The 18,239-nt window shown below is 66.6% G+C and carries 16 protein-coding genes; 5 read left to right on the forward strand and 11 right to left on the reverse strand.

Annotated elements, in window-relative coordinates; genetic code table 11:
- Positions 1-15: 15 nt before the first annotated feature.
- The 4 genes from EKM57_RS10700 to EKM57_RS10705 form a co-directional block, all read right to left on the reverse strand.
- Positions 16-201, reverse strand: a complete 186-nt coding sequence (locus EKM57_RS10700; RefSeq protein ID WP_129792494.1) for a hypothetical protein — start codon at positions 199-201, stop codon at positions 16-18.
- Positions 198-335 (reverse strand): hypothetical protein, encoded by a 138-nt coding sequence (locus tag EKM57_RS21850; protein WP_165357341.1) that lies wholly within the window; start codon positions 333-335, stop codon positions 198-200. Before EKM57_RS21850 ends, EKM57_RS10700 begins: the two co-directional genes overlap by 4 nt.
- Positions 336-463: 128 nt before the next feature.
- Positions 464-586 (reverse strand): hypothetical protein, encoded by a 123-nt coding sequence (locus EKM57_RS22670; protein WP_256386881.1) that lies wholly within the window; start codon positions 584-586, stop codon positions 464-466.
- A gap of 70 nt (positions 587-656) precedes the next feature.
- On the reverse strand, positions 657-1,205 hold the full coding sequence (locus EKM57_RS10705; protein WP_129792495.1) for a methylated-DNA--[protein]-cysteine S-methyltransferase: 549 nt from the start codon (positions 1,203-1,205) through the stop codon (positions 657-659).
- Between the two features lie 136 nt (positions 1,206-1,341).
- Between EKM57_RS10705 and EKM57_RS10710 the strand changes: the two genes are divergently transcribed.
- The 3 genes from EKM57_RS10710 (at position 1,342) to EKM57_RS10720 (ending at position 4,529) form a co-directional block, all read left to right on the forward strand.
- The gene (locus tag EKM57_RS10710) at positions 1,342-3,273 is read left to right on the forward strand and encodes a PAS domain-containing sensor histidine kinase (RefSeq protein ID WP_129792496.1); all 1,932 of its coding nucleotides are present in this window, start codon (positions 1,342-1,344) and stop codon (positions 3,271-3,273) included.
- 87 nt (positions 3,274-3,360) lie between these two features.
- The gene (locus tag EKM57_RS10715; protein ID WP_129792497.1) at positions 3,361-3,624 is read left to right on the forward strand and encodes a hypothetical protein; all 264 of its coding nucleotides are present in this window, start codon (positions 3,361-3,363) and stop codon (positions 3,622-3,624) included.
- 125 nt (positions 3,625-3,749) lie between these two features.
- Positions 3,750-4,529: an STAS/SEC14 domain-containing protein gene (locus EKM57_RS10720; protein WP_129792498.1), complete on the forward strand. Its 780-nt coding sequence runs from the start codon at positions 3,750-3,752 to the stop codon at positions 4,527-4,529.
- A 22-nt stretch (positions 4,530-4,551) separates the two neighbouring features.
- On the opposite strand, the gene EKM57_RS10725 is transcribed toward EKM57_RS10720, so the two are convergent.
- Positions 4,552-5,583 (reverse strand): PilZ domain-containing protein, encoded by a 1,032-nt coding sequence (locus EKM57_RS10725; protein WP_165357343.1) that lies wholly within the window; start codon positions 5,581-5,583, stop codon positions 4,552-4,554.
- Positions 5,584-5,758: 175 nt separating this feature from the next.
- On the opposite strand from EKM57_RS10725, the gene EKM57_RS10730 reads away from it, so the two are divergent.
- Together EKM57_RS10730 and EKM57_RS10735 are read left to right on the forward strand one after the other, a co-directional pair.
- On the forward strand, positions 5,759-6,175 hold the full coding sequence (locus tag EKM57_RS10730; protein ID WP_129792500.1) for a hypothetical protein: 417 nt from the start codon (positions 5,759-5,761) through the stop codon (positions 6,173-6,175).
- A 218-nt stretch (positions 6,176-6,393) separates the two neighbouring features.
- Positions 6,394-7,335, forward strand: coding sequence for a hypothetical protein (locus EKM57_RS10735; protein WP_129792501.1), 942 nt, complete (start codon positions 6,394-6,396; stop codon positions 7,333-7,335).
- 57 nt (positions 7,336-7,392) lie between these two features.
- Here EKM57_RS10735 and addB read toward each other — a convergent pair whose 3' ends face one another.
- The 6 genes from addB to EKM57_RS10765 form a co-directional block, all read right to left on the reverse strand.
- Positions 7,393-10,320, reverse strand: a complete 2,928-nt coding sequence (addB, locus tag EKM57_RS10740) for a double-strand break repair protein AddB (protein WP_129792502.1) — start codon at positions 10,318-10,320, stop codon at positions 7,393-7,395.
- Between the two features lie 47 nt (positions 10,321-10,367).
- On the reverse strand, positions 10,368-11,132 hold the full coding sequence (locus EKM57_RS10745; protein ID WP_129792503.1) for a nucleotidyltransferase family protein: 765 nt from the start codon (positions 11,130-11,132) through the stop codon (positions 10,368-10,370).
- On the reverse strand, positions 11,129-12,124 hold the full coding sequence (locus tag EKM57_RS10750) for an aminoglycoside phosphotransferase family protein (RefSeq protein WP_129792692.1): 996 nt from the start codon (positions 12,122-12,124) through the stop codon (positions 11,129-11,131). The genes EKM57_RS10745 and EKM57_RS10750 overlap by 4 nt, the downstream gene beginning before the upstream one ends.
- Positions 12,124-12,594, reverse strand: a complete 471-nt coding sequence (tsaE, locus tag EKM57_RS10755; RefSeq protein WP_129792504.1) for a tRNA (adenosine(37)-N6)-threonylcarbamoyltransferase complex ATPase subunit type 1 TsaE — start codon at positions 12,592-12,594, stop codon at positions 12,124-12,126. The genes EKM57_RS10750 and tsaE overlap by 1 nt, the downstream gene beginning before the upstream one ends.
- A complete protein-coding gene (locus tag EKM57_RS10760) occupies positions 12,591-14,981 on the reverse strand; it encodes a PAS domain-containing sensor histidine kinase (protein ID WP_243450992.1) in 2,391 nt (796 codons plus the stop codon). Before EKM57_RS10760 ends, tsaE begins: the two co-directional genes overlap by 4 nt.
- Before the next feature lie 152 nt (positions 14,982-15,133).
- Positions 15,134-18,223 carry a TonB-dependent receptor domain-containing protein gene (locus EKM57_RS10765; RefSeq protein ID WP_129792505.1) on the reverse strand — a complete coding sequence of 1,030 codons (3,090 nt, stop codon included), beginning with the start codon at positions 18,221-18,223 and terminating at the stop codon, positions 15,134-15,136.
- Positions 18,224-18,239: the final 16 nt, after the last annotated feature.

The following is an 18,239-nucleotide window of genomic DNA, read 5'->3' on the forward strand; positions in this document are numbered from 1 at the left end:
AAACCGGCACGGCGCTCAGCCGTCCCGCGCCCGATCGGCTTCGGCGGCGAGGAATCCCGGCTCGCGCTCGGGCACCATGCAGCGACTCTCGTAAATTTCGACCGAGTCGAAGATCGGGCGGGTGAAATAGGGGTCGCCGCTCAGATAATCGTCGAGCACCTGCCGATCGGGGACATCGAAGACGAACAGGCTGCCGATCATCCTATCGCCCTCGACCAGGGCCCGGCATAGACGATCAGGTGCTGATAGCCGGCGACGTAGTCGAGATGCGCCGCCCGTTCCTCGAGCCGCAAGCTGCCCCCGCCTTTGTCCTTGCCGATTACCACGAAATTCATGTGCGCCTCCCCTCCCGGAATGCCTCAATCGGAGGGCGGCGGCAATCCGCCGTCCGGCGGCGGGTCAGGCTTCACGCCCAACCGGACGGGATTCGTTTGCACGATCGCGCGCCCGGAGCCGGCGCGCCTCAGAAGATGATTGCCCCCATGACGAAGGCGGCGGCCGCGATCATCCAGTCGCGCGGCTGTACGTTCCTCAGGAAATCCATTCCGTCCTCCAGGGCCGGTGATCGGCCATCTGTATTATGCATGTAATACACGCATGAAGGCGCTTCAAGCGCCGCTCGACCCTGCAGCCCCGCGCTTGTCGGAGGTGGTCGCCTAGACCGGAGCCCGGAAGAGCGGCAGCGTCTCCGCCGCAAGGGCACCTTCGATCTCCAGCAGTTTCAGCTTCGTTGCCGTACCGCCGGGTGCCGAGAAGCCGCCGGTCCGGCCGGCCGACGCCGTCACCCGATGACAGGGAATCACGATCGGCCACGGGTTGCGGCCCAGCGCCTGTCCGACAGCACGTGCCTGGTTGCGATCGCCGAGCCTCGAGGCCAGCTCGCCATAGCTCAGCGTGCTTCCCGCAGGAATGCGCCGCGCCTCACGATAGACGGAAGCCTCGAAAGGCGGGACTGCGGAATAATCCAGCTCTATGCCCGAGAGATCGACCCGGCCGCTGGCCAGATGCGCCCGGATCGAAGCGACGGCCTGGGCAACCCAGGCTGGTGGTTCGCCCGGCTCCAGGTCGCGAAACTGCTTGAGCCGCTCCAGTCCTTTGCCATCGCTTGCCTCCGGCAGTTGAACCGCCTTCAAGCCAGCCGGGGACCAGGCAAGGCCACACCGGCCGATGGCCGTATCGAACAGGATGAAACCAGATTCGGTCATGGCAGGCATTCTAGCAGGGGCGCGTGACAATAGCGCCCCCCTCGAGCAGCGGCGAAGTGGAGTCTCATAGGCGGGCTTGCGGCTTCGTACAGACCTTCGTAAGCCCTGCACGGGCGGGAAAACAGCTGGGATGACAATGGCCGAACCTGCCAGCCTCGATCTGTACGAAGTAGATCAGCGTTTCGAGCTCCTCGTAAATTCGGTCGTCGACTACGCCCTTTACATGCTGGACACGGACGGTCGGATTGCGACTTGGAATGCGGGTGCCCGCCGTTTCAAGGGCTATGAGGCAGAAGAGATAATCGGCCAGCATTTCTCGCGTTTCTTTACCGAGGAGGACCGAAGTTCGGGACTGCCGGCGCGGGCTCTGCGCATCGCGGCCGAAGAGGGTAAGTTCGAGACGGAGGGCTGGCGCGTCCGAAAGGACGGAACGCGATTCTGGGCAAGCGTCGTTATCGATCCGGTCCGCAACACCGACGGGAAACTGGTCGGCTTTGCCAAGATCACCCGGGACATCACGGCCAAGCGCGACGCCGAGCAGGCACTGTTCGAGACCGAGCAGAAGTTCAGAATGCTCGTCCAGGGGGTCCGCGATTACGCGATCTACATGCTGGACGAGAACGGCCTCATCACCAACTGGAATACCGGCGCCGCGACGATCAAGGGCTATTCGGCGGACGAGATCGTCGGTCAGCATTTCTCCCGCTTCTACACACCCGAGGATCGCGCCCGCGGCGAGCCGCAACGCGCACTCGAAACAGCCCTCAAGCATGGCAAGTACGAGAATGAGGCGTGGCGGGTCCGCAAGGACGGCACTCGCTTCTGGGCCAGCGTCCTGATCGACCCGATCTACGACGATGACGGTCGGTTCGTCGGCTTTGCCAAGGTTACGCGCGACATGACCGACCGCCGCCTAGCACAGCAGGCGCTGGAGGAAGCCCGCGCGGCGCTGGCGCAGTCGCAGAAGCTGCAGGCGCTTGGCGAGCTTACCGGCGGAATTGCGCACGACTTCAACAATCTCATGACGGTCATTCGCGGATCGGCGGATCTGCTCCGTCGCGGCGGCCTGAGCGAGGAGAAGAGCGCGCGATATCTCGACGCCATCATCGAAACTTCAGAGCGCGCCGCCACGCTGACCAGCCACTTGCTGGCGTTCAGCCGGCGTCAGGCGCTGAAGCCGCAGGTGATGGACGTCAACATCCGTCTGGACGCGATCGGAGAAGTGTTGTCGCGGACGCTCGACAGCCATATCGAAGTCGTGCTGGATCTCGATCCGGATCTGTGGCCGGCGGAGGTCGATCCGGCCGAGCTGGAGACGGCATTGCTCAACGCCGCCTTCAACGCGCGAGATGCGATGCCGCAGGGCGGCCGACTCACGCTTTCGACGGCCAACAGCCCGTCAGACGAGGGCGACTCGATCTGCATCACGGTCGCCGACACCGGCGAAGGAATGAACGAGGAGGTGCTGAGCCGGGTCTTCGAGCCATTCTTCACGACCAAGCCAGTTGGCAAGGGGACCGGACTGGGCCTGTCGCAGATCCACGGCTTCGCTGCCCAGTCGGGAGGCCGTGCCGAAATATCGTCTCGGCTGGGTGAAGGAACGGCCGTCCGCATCATCCTGCCCAGATCCGGCAAGGCGCCGGCGACCGCCCGCCTCGGTGACGCAAGCCCGAGGCTTCAGTCCGGCCTGAAAGTCCTGCTTGTCGAGGACAATGCGCATGTCCTGGCTTTCGCCGAGCAGCTCCTTGGGGAACTCGAATGCCGCGTGACCGCGGTCGACTCGGCGGAACGCGCTCTCTCCCTTGTCGAGCAGAATAGGGACTACGACCTGCTGTTCAGCGACGTGGTCATGCCAGGAATGAGCGGAGTCGAGCTCGCACTGGCCGTGCGCAAGAAGATGGCCGATCTGCCGGTCGTCCTGGCTACCGGCTATAGCGACGAAGTGATCGACGGGGCCGGAGCCCAGTTCGAGATACTGCGCAAGCCTTACGATAGCCAGTCGCTCGGGTCCGCCATGCTGGCAGCTCTCGAGAGGGTCGACCAGGCCCCTGCGGCCGCGCGCCAATAGGCGGCCGATCCGCGGGCTGTCGATATTTCACTTCGCTGCCGGGATTCGATAAAGACTGGTCAACCCATAAGTAACGAGCGAGGATTCATGGCCGCCGAACCCACCTACCCCGAAGATGCGCCGGTCGGCGGTGCGGCTGGCAAGAAGGATGCCGCCGACGAAGCGGACACCCGAAAGCCCAAGGCGGAAAAGCCGGCTGCCGAGCAGATAGACGCCGAGAAAAGCGCCGAGGCCAAGCGCGGCCGGCAGATCGTCACCGGAGCTGCGATCGGGGTCGGATCGGCCGCCCTTGTCGCGGCACTGCTCTACGCGAATCGCTCGCGCGGCGCGAAGAAGCGGGAAGACAGATAGGGCGAATGAGCGCAGGCCGGTTGAAACGAAGCGGCCCCGACTCGATACGCGCCGAATCGATCCCTGCTGCGGCTGCGACAGTGCATTATGCAACGGCGGTCGGCCTTCCTCGTTGAGGGGGTGCGATGCTGGAATATTTGCCCTCGACTCCCGCCGTGATCGCCGTGCGCTGCGGCGGCAGCCTTACGCGACCCGAGATCGAAGGCTTCATGGACCGGCTGGAGGCGGCCCTTGCGCAACACGAGCGGACCCACTTCTTTGTCGAGATCGTCGATTTCGGCGGACTCGAGATGGAGGGGCTCGGCGATCTGATGAAGCGCAGCGCCACGTGGTTCCGCAACCTCGACCGAGTTGGCCGGGTCGCGGTAGTCGCCGATCAAGGGTGGATCCGATGGGCAGCCAAGCTGGAAAGCGCGCTGCTGCCGCACGTAGCCTACGAAACTTTTGAGCCCGCCGAACGGGATCGCGCGTGGGCCTGGGTGCAGGGCGAGTTGAAACATCCCCACGCCCCCGCCCTCAAGGTAATCGACACGGACCGCCCGGATGCTCTGGCCTTCGAGATCGATGGGCATATCGACAGAACCGAGATGGAGGCCATTACCGCCCATTTCCTTCGCGCGGCCGAGGGACTTGATAAGGTTCGCATGCTCGGCCGAATCCGCCGGCTAGGAGGATTGGACTCGAGCGGCCTCGTTTCGGGTGACTTCTTCGCGATGAAGCGCAGCTTCCTCGAACATCTGGACCGTTATGCGATCGTCGGCGGCCCGGTGTGGATCAGGACGACCCTGTACGCGCTCGCGCCTCTGCTCCGGGTCGAGATTCGCCATTTCGAGGCCGAGGACGAAGCCGCTGCCTGGGCGTGGATCGGCGCGAAGCCGGTCTCTGAACGTCCAATGTTCGACTGATGCCCAACGGGCGACGCCCGATTCAGGCCGGTACCGACTGTGCGAGGATCCGCTCCAGCACCGCCGGATGGAGCGGCTGGGTAAATTCGCAGGTGAAGCGATAACCGTCGATACCGACGATCCGCGCCGGCCAGCCTTCCAGACCCGGCAGCACGATCCACAGCAGCGATCCGAGACGCAGAGCCGCGAAACAGTCGAACTCGACCGTGCGGGAGGTGAGCGCGGTAACGTCGATGCTCCACCGGCGCGTGCCCTCCCGAACGCGGGCAGGGAGGTTCATCTGGACACTGCCGCTGTCGACCGAACGCGAGGTTCGGGTGGATTCGGGCTCTGGCGGGGCCGGAGCCGCCGGCGGCAACAACGGTGCGTCGCGACGCGAGCGCAGCCACGGCATCAGGGCCTGCCAGTCGAGCTCGGGCTCGAACGAGACACCCGCGACGCAGCCATCGACCCAAACGGTGCGGCCGGTGAGCGGCTGAAGCCTCTCCGGCGAGAGGACGATGTCCCGATCGACTTCGAGCGGGAAAGGGGTTTCGATCTTCGCACCGCCTTGAGAGATATCGTGGACCGTCACCAGCAGGTTGCGCGGTCCCATCTCGAGCCGTGCCGGGCATGAGACCTCGACCCGCGGCATCCGCCGCCTCTCACCCGGCTGGCTAACGAGATTGTGCGCCAGGATCGGTAGCACGTCGATCGCTTCGTCGAAGCGCAGACCGAGCTCCGATCCCCGCTGCCAGACGATCCGCCCGTCGAGGTGTTCGCCCGTCTCCAGCTCGAGTTCGAGACGCCTGCCCTCCTCTACCGGTATATCGGCGTGGAGAATCGCACCGCCGGCACTGATCTTTCGGATCAGGCAGACCTGACGGATGCTGCCGGCAACGATCGCGCCCGGCTGAAGGACCGACGGATCAGCCTCTTCGTCCGCAGCCTCGACCAGCGGCACATCGCCGGACAAAGAATAGACCGTCTCGAACAGTGTACGCACCTCGGCGACTCGCACGCCTTGATGGCAGCGCGAAGCCGCATTTTCCCACGTCAGAGGTTTACGATTCACTAACGATACCTGCGGGGCCGATATTATCGCCCACGAGAGGCAGGAGTTCGTGGAAAACCCGTCGCGGGCATCGCACCGGCCGGACCGTGCCTTCCCTTCGGGAGCCATAGGCGATCCATCGTTAACCATGTTAGGGTGGCACATTCCTCCGGTGGACTCGTAGAAAGGATCGATCATGAAGATGCTCGCCATCGCCCTTACCGCACCGCTGCTGCTGATCGGCGCTGCCTATCCCGACCTGCCCCATGCAGGTGATGGCGGGGCTCGCGCCGCGGCCGACGCGACGGACCGATCCGCTTCCTATCGCCCGTGCCGGCCGGGGCCCGGCGACGACAATTGCATCCAGCTCTACGAGCGCGGCGTACGGGCCTCTTACGCAGGCTGGTTGCGTCAGCGAGGTGCCGACGAGGCGCCCACCCGCCTCGCCATGGGCGGTCCGACCGAGGACCGTCCGCGGCGCTCCCGGCAGCGCGACGAGGCGCCCCGTCCGGCCCCGGCGCAGGACAGCACCGCGCTTCAGACCGCTCAAGTCGCGGGAGGGACGCACTGCGTCGAGACTCCAGGTCCCCGCGGCGAAACGCGCGGAATGTAGACCGGCGGCGTCGGACGGCCTTCGACACATGAACTCGATTCATCGGCATTTTGCCATCGGCCGGCTCGCCTAAACCACGGTCCGTCGTGATTCGGGCTGCGCTCCGCCACGCACTCCGCGCCAGATCGTTCTGGATTCACGCACTGAAAATCTAGCGTGGGGGCGACCCGCCCGGCGGCGCGCATGCGCCTGCCGCGCGCAAGATGGAGGCATTGACGATGAAACTCGCACTTTTCGCGGCGACGGCCCTTACCATGGCCGGTTCGGCGCTGGCTTATCAGACCCAGAGCGGCACAGATCCCGCAACAACCACCTCGACCGAGACCATGACGACGACCACCGCGGCCGCCGTCCCTATCGATCCTACGATGGCGCTTACGCCGCCGCATACGTGGACCGCCGAACAGCGCGACCTGTGGGACCAGCATATGGCATCGCTCCCGACGGCCTGGACCGCCGACCAGCGGTCGACGTTCGAGGCGATGATGGCGCTTCCGCCGGCGGGCTGGAGCCCTGAGCAGCGCGCCTTGTACGAGCAGCACATGGCGAGCCTACCGGCGACCTGGACCGCCGAGCAGCGGGCCATGTACGAACAGCAGGTGGCGAGCCTTCGAACACCATGGGCTGGCACGCAGCAGATGGCGGCAGTGGGTCCGAGCACGACCACGGCCGCTCAGCCGAACGTGTCCACCTTCGCCGGAATGGGCGGACCGTATGAGGACGTCTATGGAGCCGGCAGCGTCAGCCTGACGCCTCGCCCGGCTGACGCAAACTATCCTCCTTGCAGCCCAGGACCGGGCGACGACAATTGCATCCAGCTCTACGAACGCGGCGTGCGCGATCAGCTCGCCAGCTGGAGTCGTCCGACCGGCGGCCTTCAGGGTTCCGAGACGGCAATGGGCGGCCCCTTCGAGCCGGCGGACCAGAGCAGTCAGGCAGCTATGAGCTCCGGCGTGGCGGAGACGACGACTGGCGTCGGCGCGACGAGCTCCGGTTCGACGGGCACGACGAGCGGTATCGGCACAATGAGCACCGGCACGTCGCACACCGGTACGATGGGGACGACCACCGAGGACCCGGTGGACACCCAAAGCACGACCGTCCCCGACGATGCGACTCGGACTTCCGATCCGGCCGGCACGACGGATCCGACCTACTAGGCCGGTCCGCAACGCGTTCGAACGTCTCGCCCCGGCGGTCCGCCGCCGGGGCATTCCTTATCCTTCGCGACCATACCACTCGTCGAGCCGCATCAGCTGGTCGTAGTCGCCATACGGCGCATATTCCGGATGCAGCTTGGCCGTGAACGGCTCTTCACCGGTAAGCCACTTTTCCGCAGCTGCGATGAAGTTGCGGGCGGCAACCGACGTGAAGTCAGCGGTTTCAATTCCGTTGCGGCCACCGGCGGGACTGGCGACGTAGCCGAGCCGCCCCGCCTTGCGGGCCAGCGACCAATATTCGAAACATGAGGCCCGGCCCTCGATGCCGTCGAAGCCGCCATGCTCCGCGATCAGGCCGAGCAGCCCCAGCTGAAGTGAATAACCCTCCGATACCGCCTTCGCACTCGGAGGCTGGCCGGTCTTGTAGTCGACGATGGCGAGACTGCCGTCGGCGCAGCGGTCGATCCGGTCGGCAACACCTTTGAGGGCGACACCGGCCAGTTCGCACCTGCCCTCTGCCTCGGCGGCGAGTGGAAGCCGGCCGTCGCTCCGATTCTTCGCCACCTCACCAGCGATGAAGTCGATCGCTTCCATCAGTCGCGGTTGCCAGAGCGCCCGCATCAGCGGGTGGGCGGCGGCGCCGGCAAGGAGCGCCTCAGCGCGCGGCCGTAGTCGTTCGGGGTCGCAGTCATCCTCCTTCATCCATCGCTCGAGCACGGTGTGAACCGCACTGCCGCGCCAGGCGGCGGTCGGATCGGCATCAACCGGATCGAGCCGGTGCAGCTTCAGGATCCGCCGGGCATAGAAGGCGAAAGGGTCCGCCTTGAGCCGATCGACCTCCGTGACGGAAATTGCCCTCGGCCGCTCACGCGGCGAAGGCGCCGGCCGGGCTGCCGGCCTGTGCGCCGCGGGGCGATCAATCGCCCGCGCCCATTTGCGGACCGCAGGGGCTCGGGTCAGCCCCCCTGTCATCGCTTCGAGCCGAAGCCAGAACCGCGACGCCACCGCTGGCGCGCGCGCATCCCGACGGGCACGGGTCACAAGAACCCGGGGCGCACCGAGTGCGCCGGCGAAATCATGCGCCGCGAGCCCGATACGCCGCTCGAGGGAAGGAAGGCCTAGCTCACCGCGAAGCCGTGGCGCGAGCCAGGGATCGGGGGCGGGCAGCGCCGGCCAGACACCTTCGTTCAGACCCGCGAGCACCATCAGATCGGCGCGCTGGAGACGCGCCTCGATCAGGCCCCAGATGAAGATGCGGGGATGCTGACCGAACGGTGGACGGACCGCGACCGAGCCCATCAGCCTCTCCAGAACGAGAGGAAGCTCGGCCGGCCGTACCGCCTCCGGGCCTTCCCGGGCCGCTGCCTCGAGCTCGGCGAGCATCTCCGCGGCCCTACGCCCCGCCGGTCCTGACCATGGAGAGTCGCCGCACAAGGCGACCACCGTCTGGCGGACGGCGGTCAGGCGCTCGGCTAGCCCCTCGCTTCGATCGAATGCCCGTTCGAGCGGGCTCAGCAGGGGCATGGCACCGCGCCACCAGGACAACGCCTCGCGTCGCGCGGATGCGTTCCGAGCGTCGCCCGTCTCGAGATGCGTGGTGAGGCCCTCCAGACCGGCGGGAGGCCGGGGTCCGCGAAGCGCCAGATCGAGGGACCGGACGCCGTCGAGCCAGCCCAGCCTCGCCTCCCCGGACATCACCAACGGATGCTTCAGCAAAGTCAGCAAAGGCACCGGCGCGAACCGCTCGGCGGCGGCGGTGGCGATAGCGAGCAGAAGGGTGCCGGGCGGCGTTTGCGGCAGCGGTCGGCCGGCACTGTCGTCGGCTTCGATTCCCCAGCGGCGCAGGAGCGCCGACACGCGCCGCGCCAGAGCGCGATCGGGAGTCACCAAGGCTGCGGTCCGGCCCGGCTCCTCGAGCACCTCCCGCAGCGCGACGGCGATCGCCTGCGCTTCCTCGGCCGGATCCGCGAGCTCCAGAGCCCGAACGCCGCCGAGCCGCCGATCCGGCGGTCGGAGCGCCTGCCATTGGCGGGTGAAGGCGGGCGGTGCCATGGCGCGCGAAATAGCGCGTCCCCGCGCGGCCGGCGCATCGCGGCCGCCGCCGAAGCGCCATCGCCGCACCTCGCCACGGCCGACTCCCAGGCGATCAATCAGCAGCTTGAGATGGAATTGGGGATGGGTTTCGAGCGACGGCCGGCGCCGACCGGTCGCGGGGTCCGGCTCGTGCGGCCCCAGCGACGCCCATTCGTCCTCGGCCATGTCGAGATCGAGCCCCGGCAGCACGACCTGGCCAGCCGGCAAGCGCGCAACAGCCCTCAGCAGACGAGCGACGGCCGGCGCGGCAGTGGTGATTCCGGCGGCGCAGACGAAGCCGGCCGGCGGCGCGTCGCGCCAGCGCTTCGCCAGCGCATTCAGAAGGCGATTGCGCCGGTCGGCCAGATCGATCTGGCCGCGCGCGGCCAGCAGGTCCGGCCAGTCGGCCAGGATGAAGCGGAGCTGGTCGAGCGACTTTTGCCAGTGCAGCGACAAGTCGGGCAGGTCCGCGGCGAAATCCGCGAGCCGCGCCGGCGCCACTTCCTCGATCAGGAGCTGGTCGAGCGTGCGGGCGAGATCCTCGGCGAGCCGCAGCGCCTCGGCGGCATCGGCGCGCAGATGGCGCTGCACCAACCGCGAAAGCAACATCAGCCGTTCGATCGGCTCCACGGCCGGCGGGATCGGCGCCTCGTCGTCAAGCGGCGCGAGCGCTCCACCGATCCGCTCGTCAAGTTCGGGGTCCCCGACCGTCACGAGCCGCGGCAACAGAAGACCGCGACCGGAGCGGCGGACGAACGCGTCCTGGATCGCCCGCGCCGCTCGGTTGTTCGGCAGCAGCAAGAGGCCTCTGGCGAGCGCCGCCGGATCGCGGCCGTAGCGGGCGATCAGCCCCGCCGCGAGCGAGTCGGCAAAGGCGCGATGGGCCGGGATGGTGAAGACGGCGGGAGGCACCGGCGCAGCTTATCGGCAGAGCACGGGATGTCGAGCGCCGCGGCCGTTCACCCCTCGCGCAATATCTCTTCCGCCTTGCGGATGCTCTCGGGCCGGCCGACGTCGAACCACAGGCCCTGGTGCACCGTACCGAAGCAGCGCCCCGCCTCGATCGCCCGGTCCCATAGGAGGTTGGTGGAGAATGGCCCTTCCGGCAACTCGCCCTGGAACAGTCGCTTCGAAACGATCTGGATGCCGGTATAGACGAAAGGTGCGACTCCGCGCGGCTTGCGCCGCCGCAACTGGCCGGCGCCGCTCATGTGAAAGTCCCCGCGCCCACCATGACAATGCGCTCGAGCCAGCGGGACAAGCAGGAGCAGTGCGTCCATCTTCGCCTCGTCCCAGCCGGAGGCGAGCAGCTTCAGCGCATCGACAGGTCCGTCGATCCAAAGATTGTCGGAATTTACCACAAGAAAGGGATCGCAGTCGATCAGCGGGAGTGCCTTCGCCAGCCCGCCACCGGTTTCCAGGAGCCGATCGCGCTCGTCGGAAATGACGACCTCCAGCCCTTTGACCCGGTTCTTCAAATGGGCTTGGATCGCATCGGCAAGGTAATGGACGTTGACCACCACCCGCGAGACCCCCGCGAAGCGAAGCCGGTCGAGCGCATGATCCAGCAGCGGCTTGCCGGCAATTTCGATCAACGGCTTCGGCCGTGTCGCCGTGAGAGGACGCATCCTCTTGCCCAGTCCGGCCGCCAAAACCATTGCCGTTCCGGGGACGTCGGCGCCGGGGTGGGGACGGAGCGCAAGCGGCTTCACATGGCGGCTCATGCCGCGGCCTCGCGACGCCAGGCGTCGGCACGTTTCTCGGTGGGCACATTCGCGTCGAACCAGGCACGCAGAGGCGCAAGCGACGGATGGGACAGGTTGCGCTCGAGATAAGCCCATACCCGCGGCTGGAGCGGGAGGTAATGGGGCTTTCCGTCGCGTTTCCACAAGCGCGTGAAGATGCCGAGAATCTTGGTATTCCGCTGTGCCCCGAGGATCTCGTAATGGGCGCGGAACAGCGCGCGATCCCGTACCTTCGACGCCTCGGCATAGCGGTCGAACATGGCGGCTTCGAGCGCAAGCGCGACGTCCCGCCGCGCGTCCTCGAGCAGCGAGACGAGGTCGTAAGCGGGATGCCCGGCCAAGGCATCCTGAAAATCGAGCAAGCCGAGGTCCCGCCGGCCGGGAACGACCATCAGATTGTCGGCGTGAAAATCGCGCAGGACGAGCACCGGCTCATTCTCAACCACTGTCAGGACATCCGCCCAACATTCTCGCCAAGCTTGAAAAAATCCCGCCTCATCGACATCCAACCCGAGGGCGGGTGCGTACCATTCGGTGAACAGTGCCACCTCGCGCGTCATGGCCGGTTCGTCGTAACGTCCGAGGTCGGTCGGCGCCGGCTCGCTGGCGACACGGGCAAGGATATCGACAGCACTCTCGTAGATCTCGCGCTCCCGCCCGGGCTCGCGCAGCAGCAGCGGACCGACCCGGTCATCGCCGAAATCCTCCAGCAGCAGCAATCCGAGCTCCCGGTCGACGGCGATCGGCTTCGGCGGCGAGAAGCCCCGGTCGAGCAGATGGCCGGCAACCGCGAGGAACGGCCCGACATCCTCGTGGGCCGGCGGCGCATCCATCAGCACGGCGGTGCGGCCGTCCCGGCCATGAATACGAAAATAGCGGCGAAAGCTGGCGTCACCGGCGAGCGGCCTTATCTCCGCCCCTGCCCACCCATGCGCGGCGAGGAACTGGGGCGCCTGCGCAGGCGGAATCATCATAGGCTCCATCGATCTCCCCAAGCGGGCGGCACTTGCGCTGTCAAGGCGCGCCCGTCGGATGCCGCCTCGAGGCGCAGCTTCAGCGCGTCGGGCCAAAGCCGCGGCAACCGTTCCGGCCACTCGATCACCAGCACACCCTCTGCGCGGATCTCGTCCAGACCAAGCTCCTCGAGCTCTTCCGGATGCTCGATCCGGTACAGGTCGACATGCCAGAGGGGAACTCGCGTGTCCGGCGGCTCGTAGGCCTGCACGATCGGAAAGGTCGGGCTGGCGACATCGCCCTGATAGCCGAGTCCGTGAAGGATGCCGCGCGCCAGCGTCGTTTTTCCCGCACCGAGCGAACCGAACAAGGCGATCGAATCGCCGGGGCGAAGCCGGTCCGCCAGCTGGAGGCCGAATTGCTCGGTTGCCGCCGCATCGGCGAGCCAGAAACGCTCCTCGCGCGCCCCGACGGCGTTGCCCGTCATTCGGCGACGTGCTGGTCGGGATAGGCCGCCTGCTGCTCCATCGTCCGCGGCAAAGCGATCATCACCGTGGTCCCTTGCCCGACCTGCGATTGGAGCCGGATCGTACCACCGTGCGCCTCCACGAACTGCTTCGCCAGCGGCAGGCCGAGGCCGACGGCGGCGGTCTCCTCGCCTCGGCCGTCAGCAGTGCGGGTGAAGCGATCGAACACCTTGTCCTGCTCGGCCGGAGCGATACCGCGCCCGTTGTCGGAGACGATGATCCGCGCCTCCTTGCGGTCGCCCTCGGCACGGAGCAGCACCCGGCCGCCCTGCCCCGTATACATCAGGCTGTTGCCGACGATATTGCCGATCGCCTGGCCGAGGCGCCGCGTGTCGCCGGTCACCGTTCCGACCGAGGCTTCGATCTGGAGCTTCAGCTTGATGCGCTTGCGGTCGGCCGTCTCGCGCGCACCGGCGGCGATTTCCTGGCACAAGGCAGCGAGATCGATCTCGTCTTCGGCGAGCAAGAGGCTCCCCATGTCGCTCTGCGTGAGGTCGAGGACATTGTCGATCAGCGCCCCAAGGCGCCCGACGCTGTCGATAATTGCCGCGACATAGTCGGTCGCCGTGGGCGGGAGGGTCCCGGCATAGCCGGCCGCCAGCATCTCGGCAAAGCCCGCGATCGACGTCAGCGGCGTGCGAAGCTCATAGCTCATGTTCGAGACGAAGGCGGTCTTCAGCCGGTCCGCTTCCTCGAGCGCATCGGTGCGCTCGCGAAGCGCCGCCTCCACCTTCCGGCTGTCGGTAATGTCGAGCATCGTGAACAAGGCGTTTCCGTCGGGCAGCGGCACCGCGGCGAACTCGAACTCGCGCCCGTCCACCATCGCCACCCGTCCCGACCTCTGCTTGCGCTCCTGGGTGGCGCTGCGCACCAGCTCCCGGACCAGGCCGGCATGACGGGGCTGCTTCAGGCGCGCCGCGAGGTGCGGCGTCAGCGCATCGACCCGCGGGTGCTTGGCGAGCTGCTCCTCCTCGAATCCCCAAAGCTCCACGAAGCGGTTGTTCCAAAGATTGAGGCGCCCGTCGGATGCGAACACCCCGACCGCCTCGAACAGATTGTCGAAGGTCGCGCTGCGAACGCGCAGCAAGGTGTCGCGCGCCGAGGCGAGCTGGATCTGCTCGGTACGGTCCTCGAAGATGAGCAGCAGGCCGCCGTCCGGCAACGGCTGCGCCACGACGCGAAGATGCTGACCGCCGGGTAGAAGCCAGTCTTCCTCGTCGGCCGACAGGCCGCTGGTGAACCAGCTGCGATGCTCGTTCTTCCATTCCGGAAAGTCGCGCACCTCGGGAAGCTTGCCGGCCTCGCGCATCGCATCGATAACCCGGTCGAATTCGGGACGGTCGCCGAGGAAATCGCCGGTGAGTGAGAAAAGCCGGCAGAAGGGTTGGTTGAAGAAGATCAGGCTCCGGTCGCGGGCGAACTGGACAACTCCGGCAGATAGCCGGTCGAGCATGTCGCGCTGAGCCCGGGCGAAACGTTCGAGCTCTGCGCGAGCCTCCTCCTGATCCTCGATGTCGATCGCGTAGCCGGCAACGCCGTTATTCCCGAGCGGGACCTCGACGACGCGCATCATTCGCCGCTCGCCGGCTATCGTGACGGGGACGGTGCGCTGAGCGGGTTGGCTGCGGTCGTTCGCTTCGCTGGAGGCAAAGAGCGGCGCAGGGCTGTCGCCATCCTCTATCAGCTCGATTCCCCGAGAGACCACCGTGGCCGCATCCTCTGCCTCGACCGCCGCGACATAGGCGCTGTTCACCATCGAAAGGCTCAGGTCGGGGCCGCGATGCCACATCGGAAAGGGGGCGAGCTCGATCAGGCGCGACAGCGCTTCGAGCGCGGCCGAGCGACGGTCGAGACGCTCGCGCAGGATGGCGGCGCGCTCTTCGGCCTCGCTGACGTCGAGGAACCAGAGCAGCACGGAGCGCTCCCCGAAGTCCGCCGGGGCGGGTCCGCCGACTACCCGAAGCACGCGGGCGGAATCCGCCGGCCGGACCGTCATCGCGAACGCGCCTCCGGATGCCGCCTCCGCGGCAGCCCGGCGCAGCGCCTCGGCCTGTCCCGACTCCATACCGGCGGCGCCGATCAGCCCCTCCCAGTCCGGCGGGAGGGATTCGAGGCCGAGGCTACCGGCCAGCCGATATGGACCTTCGATCGTCCCGTCAGGGTCGATCAGAAGGGGCATGGCCGGCGCCGCCGAGAGCAGGGCCGCCGCCCGCGCGCTGTCGCGGATCACGCCCGCCGCAGCGGCGGAGGCCTGGCGCGCCCGCCATGTCGCCCAGACCGCGACCGCCAGCCAAGCGCCGGCGAACATTGCGAGAAGCGCCGCGGCCAAAGGCGAAAGAAACAGCATCCCGCCGGACTAGCTCCGAACGCGCAAGAATGCGAGATAAGCCGGAGAGCTGCAAGGCTTGGTTCGAAGCCCGGATCAACGCCATTCCGGCGGCAGAAAGAAAGAAGGGCGGAGCGGCATCGCCGCCCCGCCCTCCCCTCGCAAGGACGACGCTAGAAGCGGACGCGGGCGCCCACCTTGAAGTAACGGCCGAGGATGCCGTCGAAGTAAGTGACGCGGCTCGCCTGACCGGTTGGGGCCGGGAAAGGCGGATCCGTGTCGAGCACGTTGTCGACGATGAACCGCACCTGGAACTGCTCGCTCACGTCGTACGAGAGAGACGTGTTGAAGAACACGACGTCGCCGACGCGCGGCACGTCGTAGGTGCCGGGTTGCGCGTCCGGATCGATCAGCGTCGGCCCGATATACTGGGCCTGAAGCTGTGCCCGAAGGCCCTCGTTCGAATAGGTCAGGTTCGTCGTGAACTGGTGCTTCGAATAGCCCACCGAGTTGCGAAGTGTCGTGAGGTCGCCCTGGCCGACGCGGAACTCGAGTTCGTCATTGTACAGATAGTTGACCCCGAGGTTTACCGCGCTGTTCGATCCCAGGAAGGGTGTGTCGATGCGCCACTGGAGTTCGGCGACGAGGCCGGCGAAGGAGCGGGACGCCGCATTGGCGAAGCCCGTCTGGATGAAGGTGATCTGCCCCTGCGCGTCACGGGTGAACTGGTCGCAGATCGCCGAGGGGAAGGACGGATCGTCATAGCAGGCTTGCAGCGTCTGCTCCGCGTTCAGGCTCTGGATCGCGCCTTCAAGCTCGATGTCGACCCAATCGACGGCGAGCGTCAGGCCCGGCAGGAAGCGCGGCCGCACGACCGCACCAACCGTCCAGGCGTCGGCTTTCTCGTTCGCAAGTTCGGTGTTGCCCTGGAGCGTGCCGCGCGTCGTGAAGTCGACGATGTTCGATTGGAAGTTGGCCGGCAGTCCGTCCGCGGCGCAGTTCGCCTGACGGGTCGCCGGATTGGGACCCGCGTTGAGGAAGCGGGAGTCGCACGGATCATCGGCCGTGGTGAAGATCTGGCTGGTCGGATTGAACAGCTCGGTCACTGCCGGCGCCCGCACCGACCGGGTGAAATTCCCGCGGAAGGTGATGTCCTGGATCGGCTGCCAGGTCGCGCCGACCGTCCACGTCGGGTCGCCGCCGGCCAGCGAGTGATCGATGTAGCGGAAGGCGCCGTTCAGCTCGAGCGAGTAGATCAGAGGAATGTTCTGGTCGCGCCCGATCAGCGGAACCGTGAGCTCACCAAAGAATTCGTCGGTGTTGAACTCGCCGGACACCGGGTCGATCGGAATCGAGCGGCCGAACTGCGTCCGCCCACCGTCGGGGTCGTCCGGATCCGGAAGGCCGAAATAGAATGCGCCGGGGTCGAACTCGGAGCTTTCCTCGCGATGTTCGTAGCCGATCGCGAACCCGACCGGACCGCCCCAGATATCGAAAAGGCTGCCCGAGATCGAAGCGGTGGCGACAAGCTGATCGTTCTCCGCGCGAGGATCGGCAAAGGTGGTGATGTAGTCGATGGCGCGCTGGTCGATCTGGTTCCCGAACGGATTGATCGGGAAGCATTGCGAGCTGATCGTGGCGATCGGCGCATTCACGCCCCCAGGGGCGCAGACGATATTGCCGTTGGCGTCGGTGACCGCGTTGATCGCATTCTCGAAGTTCTGCTGGACGAGGACGCGCTCGCGGCCTTTCGTGACCGACTTCCCGTAATTGCCGACCACCTCGAAACGCATGCCGCGACCGAACAGCTCGAAATCGCCGTCGATGCCGCCGACCACGCGCCACAATTCGACGGTCGAATAGCCGTCGGATGGTATGATGTCGGTGTTGGCGCGGCCGAGATAGAAATAGTCTTGAGGAGCGCCCCCCAGATTCTGGTCGCTCACGGGGTTGGAGGCGATCGATTGCTGGATCGCCGCACGCGCAGCCGGCGACAGGAACGGATTGTCGATGCTGAGGATGAGATTCCCGTCGGTCCCGCCCGCTACATCGAACAGCCCGGTATTATAGACTGGCTGGTCGCGGAGCTGACGCCCTCGGCTGTTGGCGTACCAGAACTCGCCGAAGGCCCGGAGGTTGTCGGTTATCTGATATTGAGTGACGACGGCGCCGAGGTAGCGGCGGGTTTCCGCCAGCAGATTCTCCGGAAGGGCGAAGCCATTGCCGCCGTTGAAGTTGATCAGATTGCCGGTCTGTTCTCCGAAGTTGATCGGCACCAAGTTGCCCGCGGCGTCGAATCCGAGCGGATTGCCGGCCGCGTCGGTAACGCTGGGCTGGCCGCCGCCGGCAGCTTGAGCGGGCGACAGAGGGAAGCCGTCCGTGACCAGCGGGACGCCATAAGCGGAAAGCGCCGGAATGCGCCGATCCTCGATCAGGCACTGGTCGAACTCTGAACTTGGCAGGCAGGTGGTGAAGAAGCGGCCGAGGCCCTCCCCCGGTCGCGACTCGCCGACCAGGCCGTCCTGCCGATTATATTCCAAGGCGACCGTGATATTGCCGCGGCCACCCCCGAAGTTGAGGCCGGCCAGGGCGCCGAGGCGATATTCCGGGGCGTCACCCAGCTCGGAGATGCCCGCCTGGGCATCGAGCATGATGCCTTCAAAGTCGCGCTTGGTGATCACGTTCACGGTGCCGGCGATGGCGTCCGATCCGTAGATCGGGGCGCCGCCGACGGCGATGGTCTCGACGCGGTCGACGAGCATGGTCGGGAAGATGTTGAAGTCGACCTGCGAACCGGCGCCGGTCGGGCCGAAGATCGAGGACGTATTCGAACTGACAAAGCGGCGTCCGTTGACGACGGTGAGCGTGCGCTGATCGCCGAGGCCGAAGAAATTGACGAAGCTCTGGCCGGAGCCGAACGCACCCGACTGGCCGCCGACCGGATTGTTGCCGGGCAAGCCGAAGGCCGGCAGCTCGTCGAGCGCGTCTCCGAGATTGGTGTAGCCGCGCAGCTCGATCTGCTCCGACCCCAGCACGACCGCCGGCTGCGGCGTGTCGAAATTGGCGCGTGCGATGCGCGAGCCGGTCACGACGACCGTTTGCTGGTCGGTCGCCATATCGTCCGCCACCGTCTGGGCGCCCGTGGTCGCATCCGGCTGGACCGCTTCATCCTGGGCAAGGGCAGTCCCCGGCACAGCGGCAACGGAGATGGCGAGGGTCGATGCGGAAAGAAAAGCTTTCTCGATGAGGTTGGCGCTACGCATGTCGGGCACTTTCTTC

Source organism: Sphingosinicella sp. CPCC 101087 (assembly GCF_004151485.1).
Lineage (GTDB): Bacteria > Pseudomonadota > Alphaproteobacteria > Sphingomonadales > Sphingomonadaceae > Allosphingosinicella.